A 24,829-nucleotide genomic window follows, 5' to 3' on the forward strand; every position below is an offset into this window, starting at 1 on the left:
TCAGGCCGCTATTGGCGAGGGGTTTTTGGAGGTGCCCATCTAATCTTGCATGTCGTTGTGTTTGCGCCAAATACTGGCCATTCCAATGATCAGGGGAGCAGCAATGAGTGTTTGTCGTGATCCAGCCAGTGCTCGCGAGAAGCTGGCCGTACACTCCTCTGCCGGCCAATTTGCGTTCTGAACTCGCCAGCAGAGACGAGTACACTTGATTTCCGATCCCTCTTTGTTCCTTTCGCGTTGCGTCTCTCTGGATCTCGAAATTGATCCGAAGACGGCGCGTCTCTTCGATTTTGCTGCGGTCACTAATGATGCAGCCATCAGGCACGATGGCGGCAGCCTCGATCGATCGCTCGACCGACTTGAAGCCTTCTGCAAAAGGGCTGATTTTATCGTCGGCCACAACATCCTTGGCCACGACATCCCCCACCTTGTTGCCAACAGAGCGCAGCTAGCCAATCTGCATGCAGCGCCGATCGACACTCTGTGGCTGAACCCCCTCGCCTTCCCGCGCAATCCCTACCATCAGCTCGTGAAACACTATCATGATGGCCGCCTGCAGGCCGGCCATGTGAATGATCCTGAGCAGGATGCGAGGCTAGCACTGCAGCTGCTGGAGGATCAGATCGCTGCCTTTGCAAAGCTAGGGAAAGAGTCACCAGACATCTTGCTGGTCTACCACTTTCTAACATCGCGAGACGAGCAATCTGGCGGTTTTGATGCGCTTTTCCAGCACTTGCGCGGTCCGGCGCCCGATCAAGCAACAGCTCATTCCGCTCTGATCCGTCTGCTGGCAGACATCGTGTGCAAACGCAGTCTGGAACAGACGCTTGGCCGCCTTTCTGATCGAAAGGTCGTTTGGCCCATGGCTTATGCGCTGTCCTGGATATCCGTTGCAGGCGGCGACTCGGTGATGCCGCCTTGGGTGCGCAAGCAATTCCCACAGGCGGCACTGATTGTTCGCTACCTGCGCGACACCCACTGCTCGGACCCATCATGTCGCTGGTGCACCGAGAAAAGTGACCCGAAGAAAGCACTGGAACGCTGGTTCGGTTTCAGCGAGTTCAGGCCGCAGCCGGCAGATGAGACGGGTCGCCCCATGCAGGAGCGGATCGTTGCAGAAGCGATGGCGGGTCGTAGCGTTCTTGGTATCTTGCCAACCGGGACGGGTAAGTCCGTCTGCTATCAGATCCCGGCGCTCTCGCGTTACGACAAGACGGGCGCATTGACTATCGTCATCTCGCCCTTGGTGGCGCTCATGGCTGACCAGGTCGAAGGGCTGGCGCGCGCCGGCATATCTTCTGCTGTGACCGTCAATGGCATGCTCTCGCTGCCCGAGCGTCATGATGCGCTTGAAAGAGTTCGCATGGGCGACGCATCCATCCTGTTGATCTCGCCTGAGCAGCTACGCTCCACCTCGATCCGCTCAGTGCTGCAACAGCGTGAGGTTGGACTTTGGGTGCTGGATGAGGCGCATTGTGTTTCGAAATGGGGGCACGATTTCAGACCAGACTACCGATACGTCAGCCGCTTCATCAAGGAGTTCGCAGGCGAGAAGGTGCCCCCGGTGATGTGTCTGACCGCGACTGCCAAGCCGGAGGTGGTGCGGGACATTCAAGATCATTTCCTGAAGCGCGTTGGGGTAGAGTTGCTCCTGCTTGATGGTGGCGCCGTTCGTACCAATCTGTGTTTTGCCGTGCTGCCTAGCCAACGGGCCACGAAGCTGAACGACATCCTGTCCGCAATCGAAGCGAACCTGCCGCCCGAGGGTGCGTCGGGCGCTGTTGTCTATTGCGCGACCCGCAGCGCCACCGAGAAGGTGGCCGAGTTTCTGAAAAATCAGGGTCTTGCTGCAGACCATTTTCATGCCGGCCTGACAGCCGAGAAGAAGCGCGAGGTTCAGGAAGCGTTTCGGACTGGGCAGTTGCGCGTGATTGCGGCCACCAATGCATTCGGGATGGGCATCGACAAGCCAGATATCCGGCTCGTCGTTCACGGCGACATTCCAGGCTCGCTGGAGAACTATCTGCAGGAGGCTGGCCGTGCCGGCCGCGATCGTGCGCCCGCCAACTGCGTGCTGCTGTTTGTGCCTGAAGACGTCGAGAAGCAGTTCAGTCTTTCCGCTCGATCGCGCCTGGCACGGCACGAGATCGGCGCAATCCTCAAGGCGCTACGCCGACTGGATGCACGCATGAAGACAGGCAAGGTCGTGGCAACTTCGGGCGAAATTGTCCGCGAGGAAAAGGACCTGGAATTCGAGCGCGACAAGTCCACCGACGATACCAGGGTCAAGACCGCCGTGGCGTGGCTAGAGGAATCAGCCCTGCTGGCTCGGGAAGAAAATAGAGTCCAAGTTTTCCCGTCATCCCTTCTGGTCCGCTCGGTCGCAGAGGCAGCCGCGCGCTTGGACAATGCCAAGATAACCGGTGCGCGCAAAAAGCAGTTGTTGAGCGTAGTCCAACACGTGATCAACGCGGCACCGGACGAGGGCATATCGACCGACGCCCTGACAGGTGCCTGTGGACTGTCCGGGGGCGACTTACACCGCGCTCTTGCGGATCTGGAAACACTGGGCATCGCAAGCAATGACACTGCGGTCACCGTTATGGTGCACGTCAGCGTGGAGGACTCCTCGCTTCGACGGCTTGAACAGGCAGCAAGCATGGAGTCCGACCTTATCGCGCTTATGCAAGAAGCGGCCCCAGACGCCGAAACGGAACAACCTTATCCCCTCCACTTGCTTTCGGCTTGCAGCGCCTTGCGGGACAAGGGCCATGCGCAGGTGCGACCTGATGTGGTTGAGTCTCTTCTCCGCGGAATGGCACAGGACGGGCGGGATCAGGATGGCGGCCGAGGCAACCTGGGGCTCCGCAAGATCAGTCGAGATACGATCTCGGTGCGGCTACAGCGATCTTGGAAGACCGTTGAGCGCACAGCCCGCATTCGAAGGCAGGGCGCTCAACGGCTGTTAGCCCATCTCGTGGCCAAGGTGCCCAAGGGCACACGCGGGAAGGACATCCAGGTGCAAACCACGATGGGTGAATTGCTCGCCACCTTGAACGGTGACGTGCTGCTTCGCGCTGACGTGAAGGATATGACCCGCCTGATGGACCGCGCGCTGTTGTGGCTTCACGATGGGCAGGTGATCATTTTGGGCAAGGGGCTGACGCTGTTCCGCTCAGCCATGACCGTGCACCTGAACCCCAAGGGAGGGCGTTTCACCGAGCAACACTTCATTCCGCTTGAAGAGCATTATACCGAGCAGACGATCCAGACCCATGTGATGGCAGCCTACGCGGAACGCGGTCTTTCCGCGATGGAGCAGGCTCAGCGCCTGTCAGAGGATTACTTCGTTCTCGATCGCGACGAGTTCTTGAGGCGATGGCTGCCTGGACAAGGGGCGGAGCTCCGTAGGCAAACCACAAACGCTTCGTGGAAGCTTATCGTTGAGGCTCTGGAAAATCCGGTGCAGCAGGAGATCGTCAAAGACGACCGAGATCAAACAAATGTGCTTGTGTTGGCTGGACCCGGCTCGGGGAAAACGCGGGTTCTGGTCCACCGCATCGCATATCTCATACGCGTGCGGCGTGAGGATCCGCGCGGCATTCTGGTCCTGACCTACAACCGACACGCTGCTGTGGAAGTCCGTGAACGCTTGCAGCAGCTTATCGGCGACGATGCCGCACTTGTCACGATTTCAACCTGTCATGCGATGGCTATGCGGCTCATTGGCGCGACTTTCGCCGGTGAGCGCGGCACCAAGTTCGACTTTGACGGCGTCATTATGCAGGCTGTGGCGCTATTGCGCGGGGACGGTTTATCAAAGCCGGAGGCCGAAGCGCTACGAGAAACATTGATCCCCGGCTTCCGCTGGCTTTTTGTCGACGAGTACCAGGACATCGGCCCCGAGGAGTATGCGCTGATAGGAGCCGTGGCTGGCCGTTCTCTAGAGGATCCAGACCTGCGGATCAGCCTGTTTGCCGTGGGCGATGACGACCAGAACATCTATTCCTTTGGGGGGGCCTCGGTTGAGTATATTCGCCGCTTTGAGGCGGACTACAACGCGAAGCCCGTGTGGTTGACAGAGAACTATCGGTCCTCAGCTCATATCATTGCAGCAGCGAATGCCGTCATCGCGCCCTCGGCGGCGCGGATGAAGCACGGTCACGATATTTCCGTGAACCGGAAACGGGCCAAGGCACCGGCGGGCGGTGCAATGGCAGCGCTCGATCCAGTTGCCGGGGGACGGGTTACACTTTTGAACTGTGGACTTGGCGATGCTGGCCAGGCCGTCGCGGCAATCGACGAACTGGTAAGGTTGTCACGTCTCGATCCCCAATGGTCGTGGCGGCGGTGCGCCGTCATCTCACGGAACTGGCGCCAACTCGAACCGGTCCGCGCTTATGCTGAAGCGCTCAATCTCGATGTCGAGATGGCCAACGAGAGCCTTCCTAGCATTTGGCGCATGCGTGAAATGCGGTCGTTTATCAGCGCCTTGATGCTCGACCGCAATAGGATGCTATCGGTCACCGATCTGCGCTCGCTGCTGAGCGCTCAGCCGCAAAACAATTGGACAGACTTGATCAGCGACGGGATTGCAACGCTGGCGCGCGAGCTTGGTGATAAGCCAGGGCCGGTGCCCGACCTGGTTCAATGGTTCGGTGAATGGGCGCGCGATGCGCGAGGCCAACAGCGGGGGCTGCTCTTACTCACCGCGCATCGGGCCAAAGGCCTGGAGTTTGATCACGTTGTGATCCTGGATGGAGGATGGGAACGCACCTCATCCCAAGAGGACCGCGATGCGCCACGCAGGCTGTTTTACGTGGCAATGACTAGGGCCAAGCTCAGTCTGACCGTCATGACGAACGGTGCTCATCCGTTCTTACGCGCCGATAAGGAAGCCGTTCTGGCCCGCACCATCAGGCCCGACACGAGTGTCATTCCTCGTGCTCAACTCCACCATGTTTCGGCCAACCCTGGTTTGGTGGACTTGTCTTATGCGGGTCGCTTGAAGGAGGGGGATGCCTCCCTCGCTGCTATAGAAGCGGCACGAACTGGCGATCCGGTCCATTTGCGCCGTGTTGCCGACCGCTGGCTTATGGAGGATCGCCAAGGTCGCACCCTGGGACGCCTCGCAAATGCCTTCACCCCTCCGAAACGCACACAGTTCCGGAGCGGCCGTGTGGCCGCGATACTCCTTCGCCGCAAAGAGGATGGAAAAGAGGAGTTTGCGCACCTCCTGCGCCGCGACTCATGGGAGCTGGTTTTGCCAGAGCTAACATTCGAACCTGAGAGTTGACCCAACAAGCTGGTGGACCCAGTTCATGCTTTGAAGCAATTCTCCCGGTGCCACTGCAGGAACAGCGGATGAGGATGCTGGTGTGCCTTGGCCGGCAGGCGAGCCCGGCCTGTGGTATTGATGAGAGCGCGGATACTTGAAACATCGTTGGCTTGTCGTGAGATCATGATCTCCAAATCGTCCTGCAGGCTGATAAGACCTCGGTCGAACATCCAATGCACAGTGCCAGACAGTGCGATTCCGTTGCGAACATCATCAGGGCCATTGAACTCGACCGGACGAATGTGTGCGGCCTCGACCTCGGCTCTACCCCCACCGTTGATCAGCTTTAGCCCGGTGACAGCACAGCGCTCATCATAGGCACGCAATACCAACTTGCGAAACACGCGATCCCGAACGATACGAGAGCTCAGCCGCGCTATCCGGGACCTTGGCTCATCCAAAACTGTTGCAACTGGCTCAGAACCAATCCGCGGAAGCAGAGGGGTGTCGTCGTCGAGGCCCAAGCTGAGGATTGCATTGAAATCCTGCGGTGAGATTGGCCTGACGGCTGATTGTGCCCGCCCGGAGTTACGTCCCTGGGCATTCAGGACACCCTTTTCGATGACGCCCGCCGGTCCTGAAAATGGAACAGGATTCGGAAATTCGAGGTAAGAGCCAGGTTCGATCAACGCTAGGTATCGGCTTGGCACTGCTGGATCGGGGACGATTGCCTCAACCTTGGCGACCGCAAAATAGCCTCGGGAACGGGGTACCTTCGTCGGCTCAAGGTAAATGATCCAGTCTCCCACAAACTGGGATGCACGGCTCAGATACTGTCGCGGAAATTGATAACGTTCTGCCGGCTTGTCATCATAGACAGAGTCGGCGCGGTGCATGAATATGCCGAATGCCATACGTGAAGAGCGTAATACGCGAGGCTTTGCTACCGCTACTACCTTTTTGGTTGGGTCTGTGGAGATCAGACCCTGTTAGCTTCAATCTCGTGAATATTCAAATTGTCCACAGATATGTCGGCGGACCCATTCAATCGATCCCCGGCCAAATCACCCTGACCCGGAAAATGTATCGTTTTGGAACGAGGGGGATCTGGCATCATTTCAAGTGGAGAGGACTCGTGGAGGCCGCGGATACCGAATGGGTAGCCCGGGCACACCCCAATGAACGGCCTTTGACATCGCCCAAGTTCTCACTGCAATCGGACGCTGTCTGGGCGAAAAGAAAATCGAAGAGAGTGCAATGAACGATCTGTAGGCGGATCATTGGCTTGAATATGATCTGTAAACGGATCATCGCTATTGACAAGGGGAACCGAGTTGGCAAGGCTTGCCGGCAATGAATCCCGAACTATCCCTTCGGCGCAATGCCGTCGATCATGACCCGGCGCTGCAGGACATCGGTGCACAGATCGCCCAAGCACGGCGGTCAGCCGGCCTTACACAGGAGCAGGTCGCCAATCTGGCCGGAATCACTCGGCCTCGCTTTCGCGATATCGAAAAGGGCATTGCAGCAGCTAGGACGTCCACCTTGCTCAACATTGCGCGGGCTGTGGGCCTTGAAGTGATGCTGATTCCGCAGTCGCTGATGCCAGCCGTGCGGGCACTCTTGCAGCAGAGCGACGACGATGATCAGCCAGCCTTCGTAGCCGAACCGGATGAAGGACCGGACGCTGGCATGGGCTGACGCCCGTCGGATCGATATCCGGTCATTGGATGTGTTCCTTGGCGATCAAAAGGTCGGCACGCTAATCCGCACGCTGGGCGATTATCATGCGTTCAGTCTTGAGCAGGCCTACCGAGCCAATGGCGGCAACCCAGTGCTCAGTCTGTCATTGCGGTCTGCCACCGGCGGCCTGCGCAACGACCTGAAACCTGTTCACCAGGCACTGCCAGCGTTCTTCGCCAACCTGCTGCCTGAGGACAAGCTGCGGGAGGCCATGGAACGCCATCACGCCGACCAGGTGCGACCCGGCAATGATTTCGATCTGCTGGTTGCGCTAGGAGCTGACCTGCCTGGCGCCGTGCGGTGCTTGCCAAGCGGTGGCGATGGAGCTGCCCTCGCCCAACCGGCCGGGCCGGGCCGCAAGGCCCGTTTCTCGCTCGCTGGCGTCCAGATGAAGCTCTCGGTGATGAAGAACAACGGCAAAGGCGGCGGCCTGACCCTGCCGCTGGCGGACGGCCAAGGCCAGTATATAGCGAAGTTTCCGTCGACGGTGTTTCCAGGCGTGTCCGAGAACGAGTTTGCCAATCTGGCCTTAGCAGCGGCCATTGGCATGGACGTGCCGGAGCGCGAACTGGTCGACAGGGCCGATTTTGACGGGATCCCGGAGGATTTCCAGACGCTGGCCGACGGCAAGGTGTTGCTGATCAAACGGTTCGACCGCGACGAGAACGGAGGGCGCATCCACATTGAGGACTTCGCCCAAGTGTTTGGTGTCTACCCGTCGCAAAAATATGAAGGGGCTGCCTATCATGACATAGCCGCCGCGCTGACCACGGCGGTCTCGCTGCCGGCTGCACTTGAATTTGTCCGTCGCCTGGCACTGGCCGCCATCACCGGAAACGGCGACATGCACCTCAAGAACTGGTCTCTCATCTATCGCGGCGATGGCACCACACCAGCCCTCGCGCCGATCTACGATGTGCTATCGACCGTGCCCTATATCCCTGGCGACAGCATGGCGCTATCGCTCGGCGGCGAACGCGCCTTCAAGGGCCTGACGCTGGATCGCTGGCGTCATTTTGCCCACCGGGCCCGTCTGCCCCAGCCGGCTGTTCTGCAGACCGTCGCCGAAATCCTCGAGCAAGTGCAGACCACCTGGTGGACCTTGCCCGAACGCTCACTGGTGCCTGACCTGGTGCTGGGGCGCATTGATGCACATGTGAATCAGATGGCACAGGTGCTGACGGCAAGAGTCTGACACCGGGTTCCAGGCGCATTCACCGGAATTCCACCGGAGCGTGCCGGCACAGCGGCCAACAGGCTACTCAGAACATCTTGATTTTATAGGGGAAAATGGTGGACGCGGCAGGGATTGAACCTGCGACCCCTGCGATGTCAACACACTACGCGTCCACGCGAGAGCGCCTGTTAGTGGCAGTTGCCGGGCTTGGCAAGCCTGATTCCAGCCGCCGCCTGCGGCAAAGACAAAGCTTTGCGTGGCCATGCCGGCTGGCGTAGCAGTGGTGGGGATGGCCATGCGCTCCTCCACCCCGCCGCCCTGGCGCCTCACTGGCGATGGCGATGGCCGCTGGCCGGTGCTGGTCACCTCCCCGCACAGCGGGCGCCATTATCCGGCGGCGTTCCTGGCAGCCTCCAGGCTCAGTCTGGCCGAGCTCAGGCGGGCTGAGGATGCGCTGGTCGATGCGCTGCTGGATGGCATTGCCGGCGTGCCGGTGCTGGCCGCCACCCATGCCCGCAGCTGGCTTGACCTGAACCGCGCCGCCGACGAGCTTGATCCCGGCTTGTTCGACGGGCCGCTGCCGCTGCCGGTCACACCCGGCCCGCGCGTGGCGGCCGGGCTGGGCGTGATCCCGCGGCTGGCGGCGATGGGGCAGGAGATTTATGCCCGCCGGCTCGACCCGGCCGAGGCACAGCGGCGGCTTGATGGCCATCACCGGCCCTGGCACGCCTTGATCGCAGCCCAACTGGCCGCCGCGCGGGCGGCGCACGGTGCGGCGCTGCTGCTGGATGTGCACAGCATGCCGCAGCCGCAGGGCCCACGGCCGCCGCAGATCGTGCTGGGCGATTGCCACGGCCTGGCGGCCCACCCGGCCATCATGGCGGCGATCGAGGATCATTTCCGCCGCGCCGGCTGGCGGGTGGCGCGCAACCATCCCTATGCAGGCGGTTATACCACCCATCATCATGGCCGGCCGGCAGCGGGCATCCACGCCGTGCAGATCGAAATCTGCCGCAGCCTTTATCTCGATCCACACCGGCTGATCCTCACCGGCGGTGCGGTGCGCGTGCGCGCCAGCCTGACAGCGCTGGTGCAGCAACTGGTGGCCAGCTGGCCCCAGCTTTCCGGGCAGCCGGGCTGGGCCACGGCGGCCGAATGACACGAAAAGGCCGCGCCGGTGGGGGAAACCGGCGCGGCCAGGGTCTGGGCGAAAAGCCCATCGGGGACAGTGGCAGGCATTGCCACGGGCAGCAGGGGCTTGAGGGGGGAAGACCGTGCCGCCGTTCCCATGATTTGGGGGCGGCCCGCCGCTTTTCAAGAGCAGCGGGCCGGTTTTTCCCCGATCAGAAGGCGGTGCGGATCGACAGCCGGAAATCGCGGCCGAACAGCGGCGCCACATCCTTCAGGAAGCTGCTGTGGCGGCGGGCTTCCACATCGAAGATGTTGTTGGCCTGCACGATCACGCTGGTGGCGCTGTCGGGCCCGAACGGCTTCCAGCTCAGGCTGGCATTGACCAGGGTGAAGGCCGGGCTTTCGGTTTCAAAACCGGCAATCCGGTCCTGGCGGGTGACATGTTCCAGCTCCAGCCGGCCACCGATGTCGCCACCGCTGGCTTCCACCCCGCCGATCATGCGCAGCGGCGGGATGCGCGGCACGGCGCCGCCGCCGCGCAGGATATCGGCGCGGGTGTAATCGAGCATGCCGGTGAGATCGATGCGGGTCTGGCCAAGCTGCGCCAGCTTCACGGCCCCTTCGATTTCAAAGCCATAGAAACGCGCATCGGCCTGCGCATATTGGAACACCGGCAGTTCGTCCTCCTCGGCGCCGGTGGGCGACAGGAAGATATAATTGTCAAAGCGGTTGAGGAAGGCCGACAGTTCGATGCGCCAGCCGCTGCCACGGCCGCGCAGCACGGCCTCCGCGCCCAACTGGCGTTCGGTGCGGAAATTGAGGTTGCCGATCTCGAACGCCCGCGTGGCGGCATGGGCGCCATTGGCAAACAATTCCTCGGCCGACGGCGCCCGTTCGGTGCGGGCCAGGCTGGCGGCGAGACGGAAGCCGCCGCCCAGATCGACCGAGCCGCCTGCCGACAGCGAGAAGGAGTCAAAGCGGCGCTCACGACCGACAATGGCCGATTTCACATTGGCACGCTCATAGCGCGCGCCGCCTTCCAGCCGCACCTGGCCCAGATCCAGTTCCTGCAGGGTGAACAGGCCGATCTGGCGGGTTTCGTTGGCCGGGATATAGGCTTCCTCGCCCACGGCGCGGAAATTGCGGCTGAAATACTGCACGCCGCTGGCGCCCTGCCAGCCGCCGCGCGCTTCCTGCACCAGCTCGATGCGGCCTTCCCAGCTCTTGTTGAAGAAGCTGGTGCCGATCTCGCCATTGTCCTCGATCTCGTCATGCTGATAATCGGCCCAGCCGCCGCGCACATTCAGCTGCTTGAAGGGGCCGCCCAGCGGCAGGCTGGCGCGCACATCAACGCGGGTCTGCCGCATGTCGAGCGTGATGTCTTCGTGGGCATGTTCGTCATGATCATCGTCGTGGCCGGCATGGTCATCGTGATGCTCGATCTCCAGCGTGTTGGGGATGCCGTAACGGTTGGCCAGGTGGCTCACGGCCAGGCCAAAGCTGGCCCCGCCCTCGCCGATCCAGGCGATGCCGCCGCCCACATCCCAGGTGCGCGCCGACGTGTTGTCCACGCGGCCGCGGGCCTGGGCCTCCTCGGCCACCTCGCCGCCTTCCTCCGCCGCCTCCTTGCGCAGCTCGCGGCCAAAGATGAAGCCGCCGGTGCGATAATCGCCCGAGCCGAAGATGCTGGCATCCACATGGGCGACAAAGCCGCCGCCCAGCGAGGCATTCAGGCTGGCAGCGACATTGCGCTCCTCGGCGGCGCTGGCGAGGCCGGCCACCGCATCGACATGCACCGTGCCGTCGGGCAGTTCGCGCGGTATGCGCAGATCGCGCATGTTGACCACTCCGCCAATGGCACCCGAGCCATAGAGCAGCGCCGCCGGGCCGCGCACGATTTCCACCCGGTCCGCCAGCAGCGGATTGGCCGCCACGGCATGATCGACCGAGGTGTTGGACACGTCAAAGCTGCCGATGCCATCGGTCAGCACCCGCACCCGCTCGTTGTCGAGACCGCGCAGGATGGGGCGCGAGGCGTTGGGGCCAAAGAAGCTGCTGGTCACACCCGGCTGGCGCGCCAGGGTTTCACCGATGGTGGAACGGGTCTGGCGCTGCAGATCCTCACCCGACAGCACCGAAATCGCCGTGGCCACCAGCTTGCGGTCACGGGCATAGGGGGCAGTGACGATGATTTCCGGATCCTGTTCACCATGCTGACGGTCGGCAGGCGCCTCTTCGGCGGCCACCGGCATGGCCGACAGCAACAGCAGGGCGACGAACGAAATCGGCTTGGTCATGGCGGACGGTCCTTCGGAAACTGGGGGGATGCCGCCCCATAAGATGTTACTTTATATCACGTCAAGTCAGGCGATAACGTCTCATTGCTCGCTGTTCACTGGCCCCGCCCTCCCAAAAAGCAGAATATGTGAACAATCGGTGGCCACCCGCCGCCGCGACAAGGGAGCCACTGCATGGCCTGCCACACCCACCCTGATCACGCCCACCAGCACGGCCCGGGCTGCGGGCACACCGCCGTCGCCCATGATGGCCATGTCGATTATCTGCACGATGGCCATCTGCACCATGTGCATGGCGACCATGTTGATGAACATGTGATCGGCATCAGCGCCAGCAACCCCGACGGCTGCACCAGCCCGCACAATTGCGGCCATGTCCACGGCCCCGGCTGCGGGCACGAGGCGGTGCCGCATGGCAATCATATCGATTATCTGGTCGATGGCCGCCTGCACCATGTGCATGCGGGCCATTGCGATGATCATGGCGCGCTTGCCATCGCCTGATCAGCCACAATCGCCGCACAAACGAAACGGGCGGGTGCCATTGGCCCCCGCCCGTTTCTTGTTGGGTGGGCGCTGCCGCGGGACAGCGCCCCTCCAGCCTCAGGCCGCCTTGGCGCTGGCGGCGGCGAACTGGCGTTCGAACAGCGGGCTGATCAGCGACAGGCTGAACAGATGGGCGTAAACCAGGCCCATCATGCCGGATTGCACCATCTTGCGGGCCTGATCGCCGCGCAGGTTCTGCAGCTTCTGCTCGTCAACCATGCGGAAGCCGCGATAGACGGCCGGCTGGGCCAGGCCATCACGCTGGATGGAGACTTCGCCGTCCATCAGCAGGTCCAGCTTGGTCAGTTCTTCCATTAAGCCACGGGTGCGCATCACGGCCTGTTCGAACTGTTCGCAGAACTGCAGGATGGCCTTGGTGGTTTCGCTCGGCTCGGTGCCTTCGAACAGCGGGGTGCCATCATTTTCCACCACGATGCCCGACGAATCATCAAAGCACAGCGACAGTTCCTGCGATTCCGGGGTCAGCCGGGCCAGCATGAACGGGAAACGGCGCACGAAGGCCGGCACATAGGCCGTGGCTTCCCACTGGTCATCAGCGCCCAGGAACAGGTTTTCGCCTTCCTGCAGACCCACCAGCGCCAGCGGGGCGGGATTGTCGCCCACGCCGAACACGATCGGATAGTGGCGCTGCACCAGCGGGAATTCGTCCACCGTCACCGGGATGGCGTGGGTGCCACGGGTGAAGCCCAGATCCGAACGCGGCTTCAGGCCATGCGTCGGGTGCAGTTGCGACGAAAGCGGCGCCAGGCTGTTGTAGAAGAGCGGCAGCTGGTTGGCGGGGGGCTGAGTGGCCATGATACCCAAGGTTCTTTCTGACTGGAGTTGCAGGTTTGTTGATGGAAATTGCGAGAATGCACGCCTTCCTAATGGGCGGACCGGCAGGGCGCAAGGCAGTGATCAATAGAGCTTGCCCGGATTCATGATGTCTTGCGGATCAAGCGCATGCTTGATGGCCTTCAGGGCCGCCAGCCGGGCCGGATCACCCAGCCGCGCCAGATCGGCCCGCTTCAGCACCCCGATGCCATGTTCGGCCGAAATCGATCCGCCCGCTGCCGCCACCAGATCATGCACCAGCCGGGTGACGCCGGCGCCCCGTGCCGCCACCCAGGCGGCTCCGGCATCCGGCCCCTCCCCGCGCGGCGCCCGCACGTTGAAATGCAGATTGCCATCGCCCAGATGGCCAAAGGCGATCACCCGGCCGCCGGGAAAGGCCGCCTCCACCGCCGCTGTCGCCGACAGGGCGAAATCCGGCAGGCGCGACACCGGCACGGCGATGTCATGATGCACCGCCGGCCCTTCGCGGCGTTCGGCCAGCGGCAATTCCTCGCGCAGCCGCCACAGCGCCCGCGCCTGGCCTTCGGATTGGGCGATCACGGCATCATCGGCCGCCGCCAGCCCTTCGGCCAGCAGCTCCGCCAACGGCTGCGGCCCGGCCAGTTCAACCAGGATCTGCCAGGCATGCGCCCCGGCCAGCGGCGGCGCCTGGCCCAGAAACGCGGCCGACAGCGCCACCCCATCGGCCGGCATCAGCTCGAAACTCTCCACCTGCCCGCCGCTCAACGTCTGCAGGCCCTGCAACAGCGCCAGGGCCGCGTGTGGGCTGGCCACCCCGGCCCAGCCCACCGCACGGTGGCGCGGCTGCGGCACCAGCTTCAGGGTGAGGGCGGTGATGATGCCCAGCGTGCCCTCCGCACCCACCAGCAACTGGGCCAGATTGGGTCCGGTGTTGTCCTTCACCAGGCCCGAAAGGCCGTTGACGATGCTGCCATCGGGCAGCACCGCCTCGATCCCGGCGACCAGCGCCCGCATGGTGCCATGGCGCAGCACCTGCACGCCGCCGGCATTGGTGGCCGCCAGCCCGCCCAGCGTGGCCGATCCCTTGGCCCCCAGCGACAGCGGGAACATCAGCCCCACCGCCTCGGCCGCAGCGTGCAGATCGGCCAGAATCACCGCGGCTTCGGCCGTCACCAACTGCCCGGCAGCATCCAGGCTGCGGATGCGGTTCAGGCGTGACAGGTTGACCAGCACCGCCGAACCATCGGCCGGCGGGATGCCGCCGCCCACCAGGCCGGTGTTGCCGCCTTGCGGCACCAGCGGGATGCGATGCGCCGCCGCCACCGTCACCATGCCGGCCAATGCCGCCGTATCGCGCGGCATCAGCATCAGGGGCGTCGCGCCGCGAAGCTTGCCGCGCCAATCCACCAGCCGCGGCGCCATCAGATCGGCATCGTCGGTCCAGTCCGCGCCGGCGGCGGCCTTCAGGGCGGTGAGCGCGGCAGGATCAATGGCAGGGCTGGCAGGCATGGCGGCATGCTTACAGGCTTTGGCGTGCCGGCAACAGGCTTGCCATCATTCAGCCGATGTTCAACTGGCCGGCAACAGGGAGGACAAGGGCCAATCCGGGCCAGGGTGGGGGCACCCTGGCACAGCGTCGGGCAGGCCCATGCTGTTGGGGGCAAGGAGCAGGCGTTGCGGATCGGGCGAACGGGCTGGCAACCGGGATTGATGGCGGTGCTGCTGGGCATCGCAGCCAGTGCGGCTGCTGCCGATCGGCGCGCGCCGCCGCCGCCCCCGTTGCAGAGTTTCGATGGCGAGACCTGGCGGCGGGTGCCGGTGCGGCCAGGCGGCGCCGTGCCCCCCGCACTGCCGCGCGGAAAGGTGCCCCGCGCCGGCCGCAAGCGCTGTATCGCCATCGACACCATCGCCGCCGCGCAGCTGTTTGGCGATCGCGCCCTTGAACTCACGCTCAAGGGCGGCCGGCGCTGGCGCCTCTATCTGGCGCAGGAATGCCCGGCGCTGTCCTTCTATCAGGGCTTTTATTACCAGCAGAAACAGGCCGGCGAGCTGTGCGCCGGCCGTGACGTGATCGGGGCGCGTTCGGGCGGGGAATGCGCCATCGCCTCCATCATGCCGGCCGGCAAGGCCAAGGCCGGGCGCCGCTGACCGCCGCCAATGTTGCAGCAGCGCCACAGCCGCCGGGCACATCATGGCTGCGGCATCGGCAAACCCCCGCCATCGCTGGACAAACTCGTCCCCTCCTGTCCAAACTGATGATTGCAGCAAAAGCCGTTCACACGGCGTGATGCACGAGCACAGGACCGGGCCAGCAGAGCCCAGCGCAAAGGTCCGGCCGTCTTGGGTTTTTGGGGAGGAAGAACATGCGAATTGTGTCTGGATTCCGTGCCGGCCTGGTGGCCAGTGCGTCCATCATCGGTATGCTGGCCGTGCCGGCGCTTGCCCAGCAGGCGGCCCAGGCAGAGGATACCGGGATCGAGGAAATCGTTGTCACCGCGCAGCGCACGGCGCAGAGCCTGCAGGACGTGCCGATCGCGGTGACCGCCTTTGACGCCACCGCCCTTGCCCGTCTGCAGATCAACAACCCGCTCGACATCCAGCTCACCCTGCCCAACATCACCTTCACCAAGGGCAACTTCACCGGGTCGAGCTTCACCATCCGCGGCATCGGCGATCTGTGCGTCGGCGTGACCTGCGACAGCGCCACGGCCATCCACTCCGAAGGCATGCCGCTGTTCGCCACCCGCCTGTTCGAAGCCGAATTCTTCGATCTGGAGCGCGTCGAAGTGCTGCGCGGCCCGCAGGGCACGCTGTTCGGCCGCAACGCCACCGGCGGCGTGGTCAACTTCGTCAATGCCAAGCCCAAGATGGATGCCATCCATGCCGCCGGCGAAATCGAATATGGCAATTTCGATTCGCTGCGCCTGAAGGGCATGTTCAACCTGCCGATCAGCGACACGCTGGCCGTGCGCGTCGCCGGCACCTATCTGCGCCGCGATGGTTTCACCACCAACGTGTTCAACAACACCCGCATCGACGGCCGCGATCTCTATGCCATCCGCGGCAGCATCCGCTGGCAGCCGACCGAGAACACCACGGTCGATGCCATGGCCTATTATTTCCGCGAGAGTGATGATCGCAACCGCAACCAGAAGCAGCTGTGCCAGACCGATCCCACCGGCGTTCTGGGCTGTCTGCCGGGCCGGCGTGACAATGGCTTCATCAACGCCAACTCCACCTTTGTCGGCACGCTCGCCAGCCGCGAGTTCCTGACCACCCAGGGCGGCGCCGCCTTCGGTGCGCTGGGTCTGGGCAGCCTTTATGCGCCTGACCCGTACAATTATGCCGGCCACACCAACCCGGCCGACGTGCGCCAGATCCGCACCGACTACACGCCGAAATATTTCGCCGAAGAAGAACAATATATGCTGCGCATCCAGCATGACTTCGGCGGCATCAAGGCGCAGCTGACCGGCATGTACCAACGCAACGCGGTCGACAGCTCGATCGACTATAACCAGAGCGTGTTCAACCCGGCCGTGGCCAACAGCGCGCTGGCCACCGCCCGCGCCTTCTCGGCGGCGATCCCGGGCCTGACCAATGTCGTGAACGCGGTCAGCAGCGGCGCCAACTTCTGCACCTCGCAGCCGGTGGAAAATGGCCTGGGCGCCTATGGCGGCTTCCGCGACTGCTTCTCCACCCCGCAGGATTTTGACCGTTCCAACCAGATCGTGCGCGGCAAGACCCTGGAAGGCATCATCTCCTCGCAGTGGGATGGCAAGTTCAACTTCCTGATCGGCGGTATCTATGTCGATACCGTGCTTCCGGAAAACAGCTATTATGTGAACAGCTGGGGCATCGACTATCTGGTCGGTGTGCTGGGCGCGGCCAACGGCGGCTATCTGGGCACGCCGTTCTTCCGCAACAACACGGCGCGCTACACGCTGAAAAGCTATGGCCTGTTCGGTGAAGCCTATTACAACCTCACCGACAATCTGAAGATCACCGCCGGCCTGCGCTACAACAACGACAAGAAGTTTGTTTCGGCCCGGTCCACCCTGGCCAGCTTCTTCGTGCCGTTCGGCACCACCGGCAGCGTGTTCAATTCGCCGGCTGCCGCAGGCTTTGACGGCGATCCCAACCGCGCCGGCATCCAGCCCTTCTCCAACCGGAACGTCAGCTTCTCGGAAGTCACCGGCCGCTTCGTGATGGATTGGCAGATCACCGACGACAATCTGCTCTATTTCTCCTACTCGCGCGGTTACAAGTCGGGCGGCATCAACCCGCCGCTGCAGCCGATCTTCGCGGTGCCGGATACCTTCACGCCGGAATTCATCGACGCGTTTGAAATCGGGTCGAAGAACAGCTTCCTCGATGGTGCCCTGCGCGCCAACGTCACGGCCTTCTACTACAAGTACAAGGGCCTGCAGCTGTCGCGCATCACCGCCCGCACCTCGGTCAACGACAACGTCGATGCCGAAGTCTATGGTCTGGAAGGCGAATTCATCATCCAGCCGACGCGTCGCCTGGCGGTGAACCTCAACGCCTCCTACCTGCACACCCGGGTTTCGACCGACAAGTTCCTGGCCAACCCTCGCAATCCGGCCGGCAACCGCAGCGATGCGGTGATCGTCAAGGATATCTCGAACGGCTCGAACTGCGCCGTGGTCAACAATGGTGCCGGCGGCCAGGCGGCCACCCGCGCCTTCGTTGCCCAGGCCAATGGTGCCATCAACGCCGGCCTGATCCCCGGCCTGCGGGCCGGCGCCGGCCTGCGCGCACCGACCGACTTCCCGGCCGACAGCGGTCTGCCGGCTGGTGTGGGCGGCGCCTTCAGCTTCTGCGGCGTGCTGCAGGCGCTGGGCACGGGCACCCAGTTCCAGATGCTGCCGGAAGGCGTGCTGCAGAATCTGCGCGGCAACCAGCTGCCGCAGGCGCCGCAGTACAAGTTCTCGGCCGGCATGCAGTACACCTTCCCGGTGGGCGATGACATGAGCTTCATCCCGCGCGTCGATATTGCCCACACCGGCGAAAGCTTTGGCAACATCTTCAACGGTGCGATCAACCGGGTGCCGAGCTTCACGGTGGTCAACGCCCAGGCACAGTTCAACGGCAAGGACGACAAATGGTATGTCCGCGCCTTTGTGCAGAACCTGACCAACAACAACGCCGTCACCGGCCTTTATGTCACCGACCAGTCGTCGGGCCTGTTCACCAACATCTTCACGCTGGAACCGCGGCGTTATGGTGTGGCGGCCGGCTTCCGCTTCTGATCAGCGGCAATTGTGAACCAGGGGGGCGGCCAGCGATGGCCGCCCCTTCCATTTGGGGCCGTGCCGGTGCGCCCCTTCCCCAAGCGCACCCCCAACCGCACCCATTGACTTTTTGATGCTCCGCCCGCATGGCCGCATGCAAGCCGGATAGCGGCTGCTTTCACAGGAACAAGATGAGCTTTTCCGATCTGGGCCTTTCTGATGCCCTGCTGCGCGCCGTTGCAGACAGCGGTTACGACACGCCCACGCCCATCCAGCGCCAGGCCATCCCGTCCGTGATGATGGGCAAGGATATCATCGCCATTGCCCAGACCGGCACCGGCAAGACCGCCAGCTTCGTGCTGCCGATGATCGACATCCTGGCCGAAGGCCGCAGTCGCGCCCTGATGCCGCGCAGCCTGATCCTCGAACCCACCCGCGAACTGGCGCAGCAGGTGGCAGAGAATTTCGAGAAATATGGCAAGAACCACAAGCTTTCGATGGCGCTGCTGATCGGCGGCGTTTCGATGGGCGGTCAGCTGGCCGCGCTGGAAAAGGGTGTCGATGTGCTCATCGCCACGCCGGGCCGGCTGATGGACCTGTTTGCCCGTGGCAAGATCCTGCTCTCCGGCTGTGCCATGCTGGTCATCGATGAAGCCGACCGCATGCTCGACATGGGCTTCATCCCCGATATCGAGACCATCTGTTCCAAGTTGCCCAAGGCCCGGCAGACCCTGCTGTTCTCGGCAACCATGCCGCCGCCGATCAAGAAGCTGGCGGACCAGTTCATGGATGCCCCAAAGAGCATCGAGGTCGCCCGCGCCGCCAGCACCAACACCAACATCACCCAATGGATCGTGGAAACGCCCAGCCGCGACAAGCGCGAGCTGCTGCGCTCGATCCTGCGCCAGGAGGATGTGACCACCGCCATCATCTTCTGCAACAAGAAGACCACGGTGCGCGAGCTGACCGACAGCCTGAAGCGCGCCCGCCTGCCGGTTGGCCAGATCCACGGCGACATGGAACAGGCGGACCGTATCCGCGAGCTTGATCGCTTCAAGTCGGGCGCCATCACCATCCTGGTGGCCAGCGACGTCGCGGCGCGCGGGCTCGACATTCCCGGCGTCTCCCACGTCGTCAACTATGACATGCCGTGGCACCCGGATGATTATGTCCACCGCATCGGCAGAACCGGCCGCGCCGGCCGCACCGGCACCGCCTACAGCTTTGCCACGCCCGACGACGCGGAGAATCTGGCCAACATCGAAAAGCTGACCCGCCAGAAGATCGCCCGCTGGACGGGCGGCGACTCAGCCCCAGCAGCGCAAGCCACCTCGGCGCCGGCTGCCCCTGCTCCGGCCGCCCCGGCTCCGGCAGAGGCCGCTGCCGACAGCGCCCCGCGCGAGAAGCGCAAGCGTGATCGCAAGCGCCGTGGCGGTGACCGTGGCGAGCGGCCCGAACGCCCGACGCAAGCCGATGCCGCGCCTGTTGCCGTGGCCAGCAGCGAACCGGCCAAGGCCGCCAGACCGCGTTCAGAGCCGCGCGCCGAGCGTGCCCCGCGCAGCGAGCCGGCACCGCGCAGCGAGGCCGCACCGCGCCGCGCCCCCGCCGGCCGCGATCCGCTCGCCAGCTATCGCGCGCTCGCCCCGCAGGCCCCCAACCGGCACCGCAACGATGATGATGGCGAAGCCTTCATCGGCTTCGGCCCGGAAGGCGTGCCCGAATTCCTCGCCCGGCCGATCCGCCAGGCCGCCAAATAGGCCAGCAGGCATTCGCATCTGGCGCCCGGCGGCCGCGGGCGCTCAGGCCGCGCGGTTCAAAACGCGCCGCCGGCGGCGCGCCATTGTTCCACTTCCCATTCCAGCCGGGCCGGCGAGCCGATCACCTCGCTCACCGGGCGGCGCAGCGCGGACGGAGCAGGGCCATCGGCGAGGCCGAGGCGAAAGGCGAAGGATGGCCGCCAGGCAGGATCATCGAGCAGGGCATCGGTCTGGCCGGCAAAGCGGGCGGGCTGGCCAAGCTGGCGCTCGCGGTCGACCATTTCCGGCAGCTGGTTCAGCGGCTGCGCCACCAGCTCGGCGGCGGTGGCGTTCAGGTGCAGGCGCTGCCAGGCGCTGCCGACCAGCAGGGCGCTGCGCCGGTCGTGCGGGTTGGGAGTGAGGATCAGGCCGAACAGCGAGGCGGTGGGGAGCTGATTGTCCCTGGTGTTGGCCAGCCAATATTCACCCTCGCTGGCGGCTGACTGTTCCGGCAGCAGCGCGGCGATATTGGCCAGCACGGGTGACACGCCCGACGTGGCGATGGTCAGGCCATCCTTCAGGCGCATCGCATCACGGCGCTCGTGGCGCATCCAGCGGTGGCTGTCAGCCATCATCGCCGTGTCGGCCACAATGGCGGCGGTGGCATCGCTGGTGAGGGCGGCAAAGCGTTGCCCGCGGGCGCTGGCCGGCGTGAACAGGGCAACGCGCACATCGGTAAAGGCCGGAAAATCCAGCAGCGCCGCCAGCTTGGCCTCAGCGATGCCGCCGCCGCGCCAGGCGCCCCGGTGGGTATGACGGCGGCCGATGAAGGGCAACAGCCGGTGCGGCGGCGGGCCGCTGCCTTCTGGGCCCAGCACGATGCGGGCGACATGGGCGGGATTGCCGGGATCGGGCAGCAGCCGCACCCGCGCCGCCCGGCCAGCCGCGGTGGAGGCCAGCGCCATGTTGTGGATGGCGGCGCCCAGCCCGGCCAGCCGTTCGCGGCCGAACGGGTCCATGGCGCCAAGATGGCGGCCGGGCACTTCGAAAATATCCACCCCCAGCCGGCCGACCGCGAACGACCAGGGCTGGGTGTTGTGCGGGCTGGCCGCCAGCACCCCGGCGCCGACCAGCTTCAACGGGCCGATCAGCCGCCCGCTGGACCAATCATCCCAGGCGGCCAGCGCCGGATTGTCGCCCCCGAACAGGCCCTGTTGCCAGGCGCGCCCGCCAAGCCCGGCCAGCGCCAGGCCGCCGGCGCCGAACAGCAGCTGGCGGCGGCTGGGTGTGTTCATTCGGCGGGATGCGCCACGGCGCGGGCGGCTTGCGCTTCCCAGCGCGCGCGGATCACATCGGCCGTATCGCCGCTCAAGGCCCCCGGCGGGCCAAAGGCCGCCAGCAACGCCTGGCGCAGGCTGCGCGCCTTCAGCAGATCACGGCCGATGCCCACCCATTCGTGGATCGCCACCCAGAAGGGGTTGAAGGTGGCGAGATTCTTGATGATGCCATAGCGCACCGGCTCGTCATCCCGCTCCGCCTCGAACGTGCCGAACAGCTTGTCCCAGATGATGAACACACCGGCATAGTTGCGATCGAGATAGCGCGGGTTGGTGCCGTGGTGGACCCGGTGGTGCGACGGCGTGTTCATCACCGCTTCGAACCAGCGCGGCAGCCGGCCGATCGCCTCGGTGTGGATCCAGAATTGATAGATGAGGTTGAGGCCGCCGCAAAAGGCAACCAGCGCCGGCGGGAAGCCGATCATGAACAGGGGCAGCTTGATGATGAAGGTGAGGCCGAACAGCCCGCTCCACGTCTGCCGCAGCGCGGTGGACAGGTTGTAGTGCTGGGACGAGTGGTGGATGACATGCGCCGCCCAGGCCCAGCGGATGCGGTGGCCGGCGCGGTGGATCCAGTAATAGGCCAGATCATCCAGCACAAAACACAGCGCAAAACTGGCCCAGCCCATCGGCACATCGAACAGCCGATATTGCCAGGCCCACAGCGCGATGCCAGCCGATGTGCCAGCCAGCAGGGCGCCGACAATGGTGTTGCCCAGACCCATGGCGAGGCTGGTGCCGGTGTCGCGCCAATCATAATCGCCGCGCCAGCCCAGCCGCACCGCCACCACTTCGATGATGATGCTCAGCACGAACACCGGGATGGCGAAGGCCACCGGATCGGGCAGGTTGGTCCAGTTCACAGCCGTGCCGCCCAGGTGCCGGCCGCCGGGCCGAGATCGAGCGCGGTTTCGGGGAACATCGGCTCATCGGGCCGGATGCGCAAAACCGTGCCGGCGCGGCTGACCAGCGGGTGATCGAGCAGGCGGACAACAAAGCGGTCACCAAAGGGGCGGACCAGCGCCACCCGGCCATCGGTGGCGGCCACCAGCGCCGCCGAAGCGTCCACCGAAAGCGCGGTTTCGGCCACGATCAGGCCCGGAATCGCCGCCTGTGCCAGATCGGCCGCAGCTTGCCGATTGGCCAGGCGGGGCGCGCGGGCAAAGCCCAACAGCCGCGTGAGCAGCACCAGCACGGCCACACCCAGCACCGAAAAGCCGAGGAGGCCGATGCGGTCCATCAGGCGCCAGCGAGCTGCCGGAGCAACGGCATCAGGCCGGCGACATTGTAGCCGCCCTGCCCTGCGGCCTCGACAATCTCTGCGGGCGCGATGCCGCCCTTGGCTGCTGCCAGCGCCCACAAATTGCAGCTGCGGGTGCCCGAACGGCAGAAGGCCAGCACCGGCCCGTTGGCCAAGGCTGCGGCCATGGCCTCGACCTGTTCCAGGCTGAAGCCGGTATGGTCGATAGGAATGGCCACATAATCAAGGCCTTGCGCAGCGCAGGCCGCGGCGATTTCGGCACCGGCAGGCTGATCGAAACTCTCGCCATCCGGCCGGTTGTTGACGATGGTGCGAAAGCCTTGAGCTGCGGCGGCGGCCACATCGTCGGCGCTGATCTGCGGCGCAACCGAAACCGTGGAGGTGATGGGAATGAACATGGTCAAAACTTAGGCCGGTCGCCGCCGCCACTCAATAGGGGATGAACTCGGTTTCGCCCGGCACCGGCGGGAAGCGGCCGTCGCGCCAATCCTGCACCGCCTGGGCGATGCGCGCCGGATCGTGGGAGACGAAATTCCATTCGATGTGCCGCCCTTCCGGCAGCGGCGCACCGCCCAGCAGCATCAGCCGGCTGACAGCCGTGGCGACCAGTTCGGCATCACCATCGGTGGTGACGGCAAGACTGCCCGCCGCCAGCGGATCGCCATCGATTTCGGCAGCGCCTTCAACCAGATAGGCGCCGCGTTCGCCCCATTCAGCCGGCAGTGCCAGCCGAGCCCCGGCCGCCATCTGCACCTCCGCATAGACAATCGGATGCGGGAAGCGCACCGGGGAGGTGAGGCCCCACATCGTGCCGGCAATCACCACCGCCGACACCCCGTCGGCCACATGGCGCGGCATTGTTTCGGCCGGATGATGATCGAACGCCGGCTCACATTCGGCGTCGGCAACCGGCAGGGCGACCCAGGCCTGGATGCCGTGCATGTGGTGGCCGGCCGCCCGTTCCGCCGGCGGCGTGCGCTCGGAATGGACAATGCCGCGCCCCGCCGTCATCCAGTTCACCGCGCCGGGGTGGATATCGATGATGGTGCCCAGGCTGTCGCGATGGCCCAGCGCGCCGGCAAACAGCCAGGTGATGGTGGCCAGCCCGATATGCGGGTGCGGCCGCACATCGATGCCGGCACCGGGCGGGAAATCAGCCGGGCCCATTTCATCGAAGAACACGAACGGCCCCAGCGCCCGGCGCCCGGGATACGGCAGCACCCGCGCCACCGAAAACCCGCCCAGATCACGGGTGCGGCCGGGGATGGTGGCAGCGATCGGCATGGCGGGCTCCTGATAGCAAGGCCATGGCTTGTGAGAGTTGGCTCATGGCCGGCACGGTTTAAGCTCTGGATAGAAAGGGAGCAACGCAGATGCAGTCAATTGCCGGCAAGGTGGCCTTTGTGACCGGGGCGGCATCCGGCATCGGGCTGGGCATTGCCGAGGCGCTGGCGCAATCCGGCGTGAAGGTGATGATGGCCGATATCGACGGCGCCGCGGTGGAGCGGGAGGCGGCGCGGCTGGCGGCGACCAATGCCGATGTCAGCTGGATCCGCGCCGATGTCAGCCTGAAGGCTGATCTGCAGGCCGCGGCCGAAGCCACGATCGAACGCTTTGGCAAGGTGCATATCCTCGTCAACAACGCCGGCGTGGGTGGCGGCGGCGGCTATGGCGAATGGACCGACGCGCAGTGGGAATGGGTGCTGGGCGTCAATCTGATGAGCGTGGTGTGGGGGTTCGAGATTTTCGGCCCGCTGATCGAAGCGCACGGCGACGGCGGCCAGATCGTTTCCACCGCATCGATGGCTGGCCTGGTGGCGGCAGTGGCCCCCGGATACAACGCCACCAAATATGGCGTGGTGGCGATTTCGGAAGGGCTGCGCCCGGTGCTGGCGGCGCGCGGCATTGGCGTTTCGGTGCTTTGCCCCGGCTTCATCCGCACCCGCATCATGGAATCGGCCCGCGCCGTGCCGGAACGGCTGGCCGGCGCCATCCCGCCGCCCAGCGACGAGCCCTTGAGCGATTTTGCTGCCATGGCCGCCCAGGCCATCGCCCATGGCATCGATCCGCTCTATGTCGGCGAACTGGTGGTGGAGGCGATCCAGGGCGACTGGCCCTATATCTTCACCGACACCCAGTTCGAAATGGGCGTGGACGCGCGTTTTTCGGCGATCAAGCAGGGGTTTGACCGGGTGCGGGGGCGGGTGCCGCGCCGGTGAATGGACCATCACAGCTGAGAAAGAGCAGAAGAC

18 protein-coding genes are annotated in these 24,829 nt (G+C 64.4%); 9 read left to right on the plus strand and 9 right to left on the minus strand.

The annotated features are described in order from the left end of the window. The first annotated feature begins 205 nt into the window (after positions 1 to 205). Positions 206 to 5,296 carry a RecQ family ATP-dependent DNA helicase gene (locus CHU93_RS04770; RefSeq protein ID WP_207759224.1) on the plus strand — a complete coding sequence of 1,697 codons (5,091 nt, stop codon included), beginning with the start codon at positions 206 to 208 and terminating at the stop codon, positions 5,294 to 5,296. A 23-nt stretch (positions 5,297 to 5,319) separates the two neighbouring features. Here the strand turns inward: CHU93_RS04770 and CHU93_RS04775 are convergent, their stop codons facing one another. After that, positions 5,320 to 6,174, minus strand: coding sequence for an HNH endonuclease (locus CHU93_RS04775; RefSeq protein ID WP_243375226.1), 855 nt, complete (start codon positions 6,172 to 6,174; stop codon positions 5,320 to 5,322). A gap of 457 nt (positions 6,175 to 6,631) precedes the next feature. Here CHU93_RS04775 and CHU93_RS04780 point away from each other — a divergent pair, with 457 nt between their 5' ends. From CHU93_RS04780 to CHU93_RS04790, 3 genes are all read left to right on the plus strand, one after another. After that, positions 6,632 to 6,979, plus strand: a complete 348-nt coding sequence (locus CHU93_RS04780; protein ID WP_094473010.1) for a helix-turn-helix domain-containing protein — start codon at positions 6,632 to 6,634, stop codon at positions 6,977 to 6,979. Beyond that, positions 6,951 to 8,216: a type II toxin-antitoxin system HipA family toxin gene (locus tag CHU93_RS04785; protein ID WP_094473011.1), complete on the plus strand. Its 1,266-nt coding sequence runs from the start codon at positions 6,951 to 6,953 to the stop codon at positions 8,214 to 8,216. Before CHU93_RS04780 ends, CHU93_RS04785 begins: the two co-directional genes overlap by 29 nt. Positions 8,217 to 8,460: 244 nt before the next feature. Beyond that, positions 8,461 to 9,357 carry an N-formylglutamate amidohydrolase gene (locus CHU93_RS04790; RefSeq protein WP_243375231.1) on the plus strand — a complete coding sequence of 299 codons (897 nt, stop codon included), beginning with the start codon at positions 8,461 to 8,463 and terminating at the stop codon, positions 9,355 to 9,357. A 184-nt stretch (positions 9,358 to 9,541) separates the two neighbouring features. Here the strand turns inward: CHU93_RS04790 and CHU93_RS04795 are convergent, their stop codons facing one another. Next, a complete protein-coding gene (locus CHU93_RS04795; protein WP_094473012.1) occupies positions 9,542 to 11,626 on the minus strand; it encodes a TonB-dependent receptor in 2,085 nt (694 codons plus the stop codon). A 174-nt stretch (positions 11,627 to 11,800) separates the two neighbouring features. Between CHU93_RS04795 and CHU93_RS04800 the strand changes: the two genes are divergently transcribed. Then, positions 11,801 to 12,130, plus strand: coding sequence for a hypothetical protein (locus CHU93_RS04800; protein ID WP_094473013.1), 330 nt, complete (start codon positions 11,801 to 11,803; stop codon positions 12,128 to 12,130). A gap of 99 nt (positions 12,131 to 12,229) precedes the next feature. Here CHU93_RS04800 and CHU93_RS04805 read toward each other — a convergent pair whose 3' ends face one another. Both CHU93_RS04805 and CHU93_RS04810 read right to left on the minus strand, forming a co-directional pair. Then, the gene (locus CHU93_RS04805) at positions 12,230 to 12,988 is read right to left on the minus strand and encodes a SapC family protein (RefSeq protein ID WP_094473014.1); all 759 of its coding nucleotides are present in this window, start codon (positions 12,986 to 12,988) and stop codon (positions 12,230 to 12,232) included. 102 nt (positions 12,989 to 13,090) lie between these two features. Beyond that, complete coding sequence (locus CHU93_RS04810; protein ID WP_094473015.1) at positions 13,091 to 14,497, minus strand: FAD-binding oxidoreductase; 1,407 nt, start codon at positions 14,495 to 14,497, stop codon at positions 13,091 to 13,093. Positions 14,498 to 14,698: 201 nt separating this feature from the next. On the opposite strand from CHU93_RS04810, the gene CHU93_RS04815 reads away from it, so the two are divergent. From CHU93_RS04815 to CHU93_RS04825, 3 genes are all read left to right on the plus strand, one after another. Continuing rightward, positions 14,699 to 15,136 (plus strand): hypothetical protein, encoded by a 438-nt coding sequence (locus CHU93_RS04815; RefSeq protein WP_094473016.1) that lies wholly within the window; start codon positions 14,699 to 14,701, stop codon positions 15,134 to 15,136. Positions 15,137 to 15,351: 215 nt separating this feature from the next. After that, positions 15,352 to 18,261, plus strand: a complete 2,910-nt coding sequence (locus CHU93_RS04820; protein WP_094473017.1) for a TonB-dependent receptor — start codon at positions 15,352 to 15,354, stop codon at positions 18,259 to 18,261. Between the two features lie 173 nt (positions 18,262 to 18,434). After that, a complete protein-coding gene (locus CHU93_RS04825) occupies positions 18,435 to 20,000 on the plus strand; it encodes a DEAD/DEAH box helicase (RefSeq protein WP_094473018.1) in 1,566 nt (521 codons plus the stop codon). A gap of 56 nt (positions 20,001 to 20,056) precedes the next feature. On the opposite strand, the gene CHU93_RS04830 is transcribed toward CHU93_RS04825, so the two are convergent. Genes CHU93_RS04830 through CHU93_RS04850 form a run of 5 tightly spaced genes read right to left on the minus strand, consistent with a single transcriptional unit; the run spans position 20,057 to position 23,861 of the window. Beyond that, entirely contained in the window at positions 20,057 to 21,274 is a 1,218-nt protein-coding gene (locus CHU93_RS04830; RefSeq protein ID WP_094473019.1) for a nitroreductase family protein, read from the minus strand. After that, complete coding sequence (locus tag CHU93_RS04835) at positions 21,271 to 22,179, minus strand: sterol desaturase family protein (protein WP_243375228.1); 909 nt, start codon at positions 22,177 to 22,179, stop codon at positions 21,271 to 21,273. Before CHU93_RS04835 ends, CHU93_RS04830 begins: the two co-directional genes overlap by 4 nt. Beyond that, on the minus strand, positions 22,176 to 22,556 hold the full coding sequence (locus CHU93_RS04840) for a hypothetical protein (protein ID WP_094473020.1): 381 nt from the start codon (positions 22,554 to 22,556) through the stop codon (positions 22,176 to 22,178). Before CHU93_RS04840 ends, CHU93_RS04835 begins: the two co-directional genes overlap by 4 nt. Further along, positions 22,556 to 22,975, minus strand: a complete 420-nt coding sequence (locus tag CHU93_RS04845; protein WP_094473021.1) for a protein tyrosine phosphatase family protein — start codon at positions 22,973 to 22,975, stop codon at positions 22,556 to 22,558. The genes CHU93_RS04840 and CHU93_RS04845 overlap by 1 nt, the downstream gene beginning before the upstream one ends. A gap of 31 nt (positions 22,976 to 23,006) precedes the next feature. Beyond that, positions 23,007 to 23,861 (minus strand): pirin family protein, encoded by an 855-nt coding sequence (locus CHU93_RS04850; RefSeq protein ID WP_094473022.1) that lies wholly within the window; start codon positions 23,859 to 23,861, stop codon positions 23,007 to 23,009. Between the two features lie 89 nt (positions 23,862 to 23,950). Here CHU93_RS04850 and CHU93_RS04855 point away from each other — a divergent pair, with 89 nt between their 5' ends. Further along, a complete protein-coding gene (locus tag CHU93_RS04855; protein ID WP_094473023.1) occupies positions 23,951 to 24,796 on the plus strand; it encodes an SDR family NAD(P)-dependent oxidoreductase in 846 nt (281 codons plus the stop codon). Positions 24,797 to 24,829: the final 33 nt, after the last annotated feature.

The organism is Sandarakinorhabdus cyanobacteriorum, from assembly GCF_002251755.1.
GTDB lineage: Bacteria > Pseudomonadota > Alphaproteobacteria > Sphingomonadales > Sphingomonadaceae > Sandarakinorhabdus > Sandarakinorhabdus cyanobacteriorum.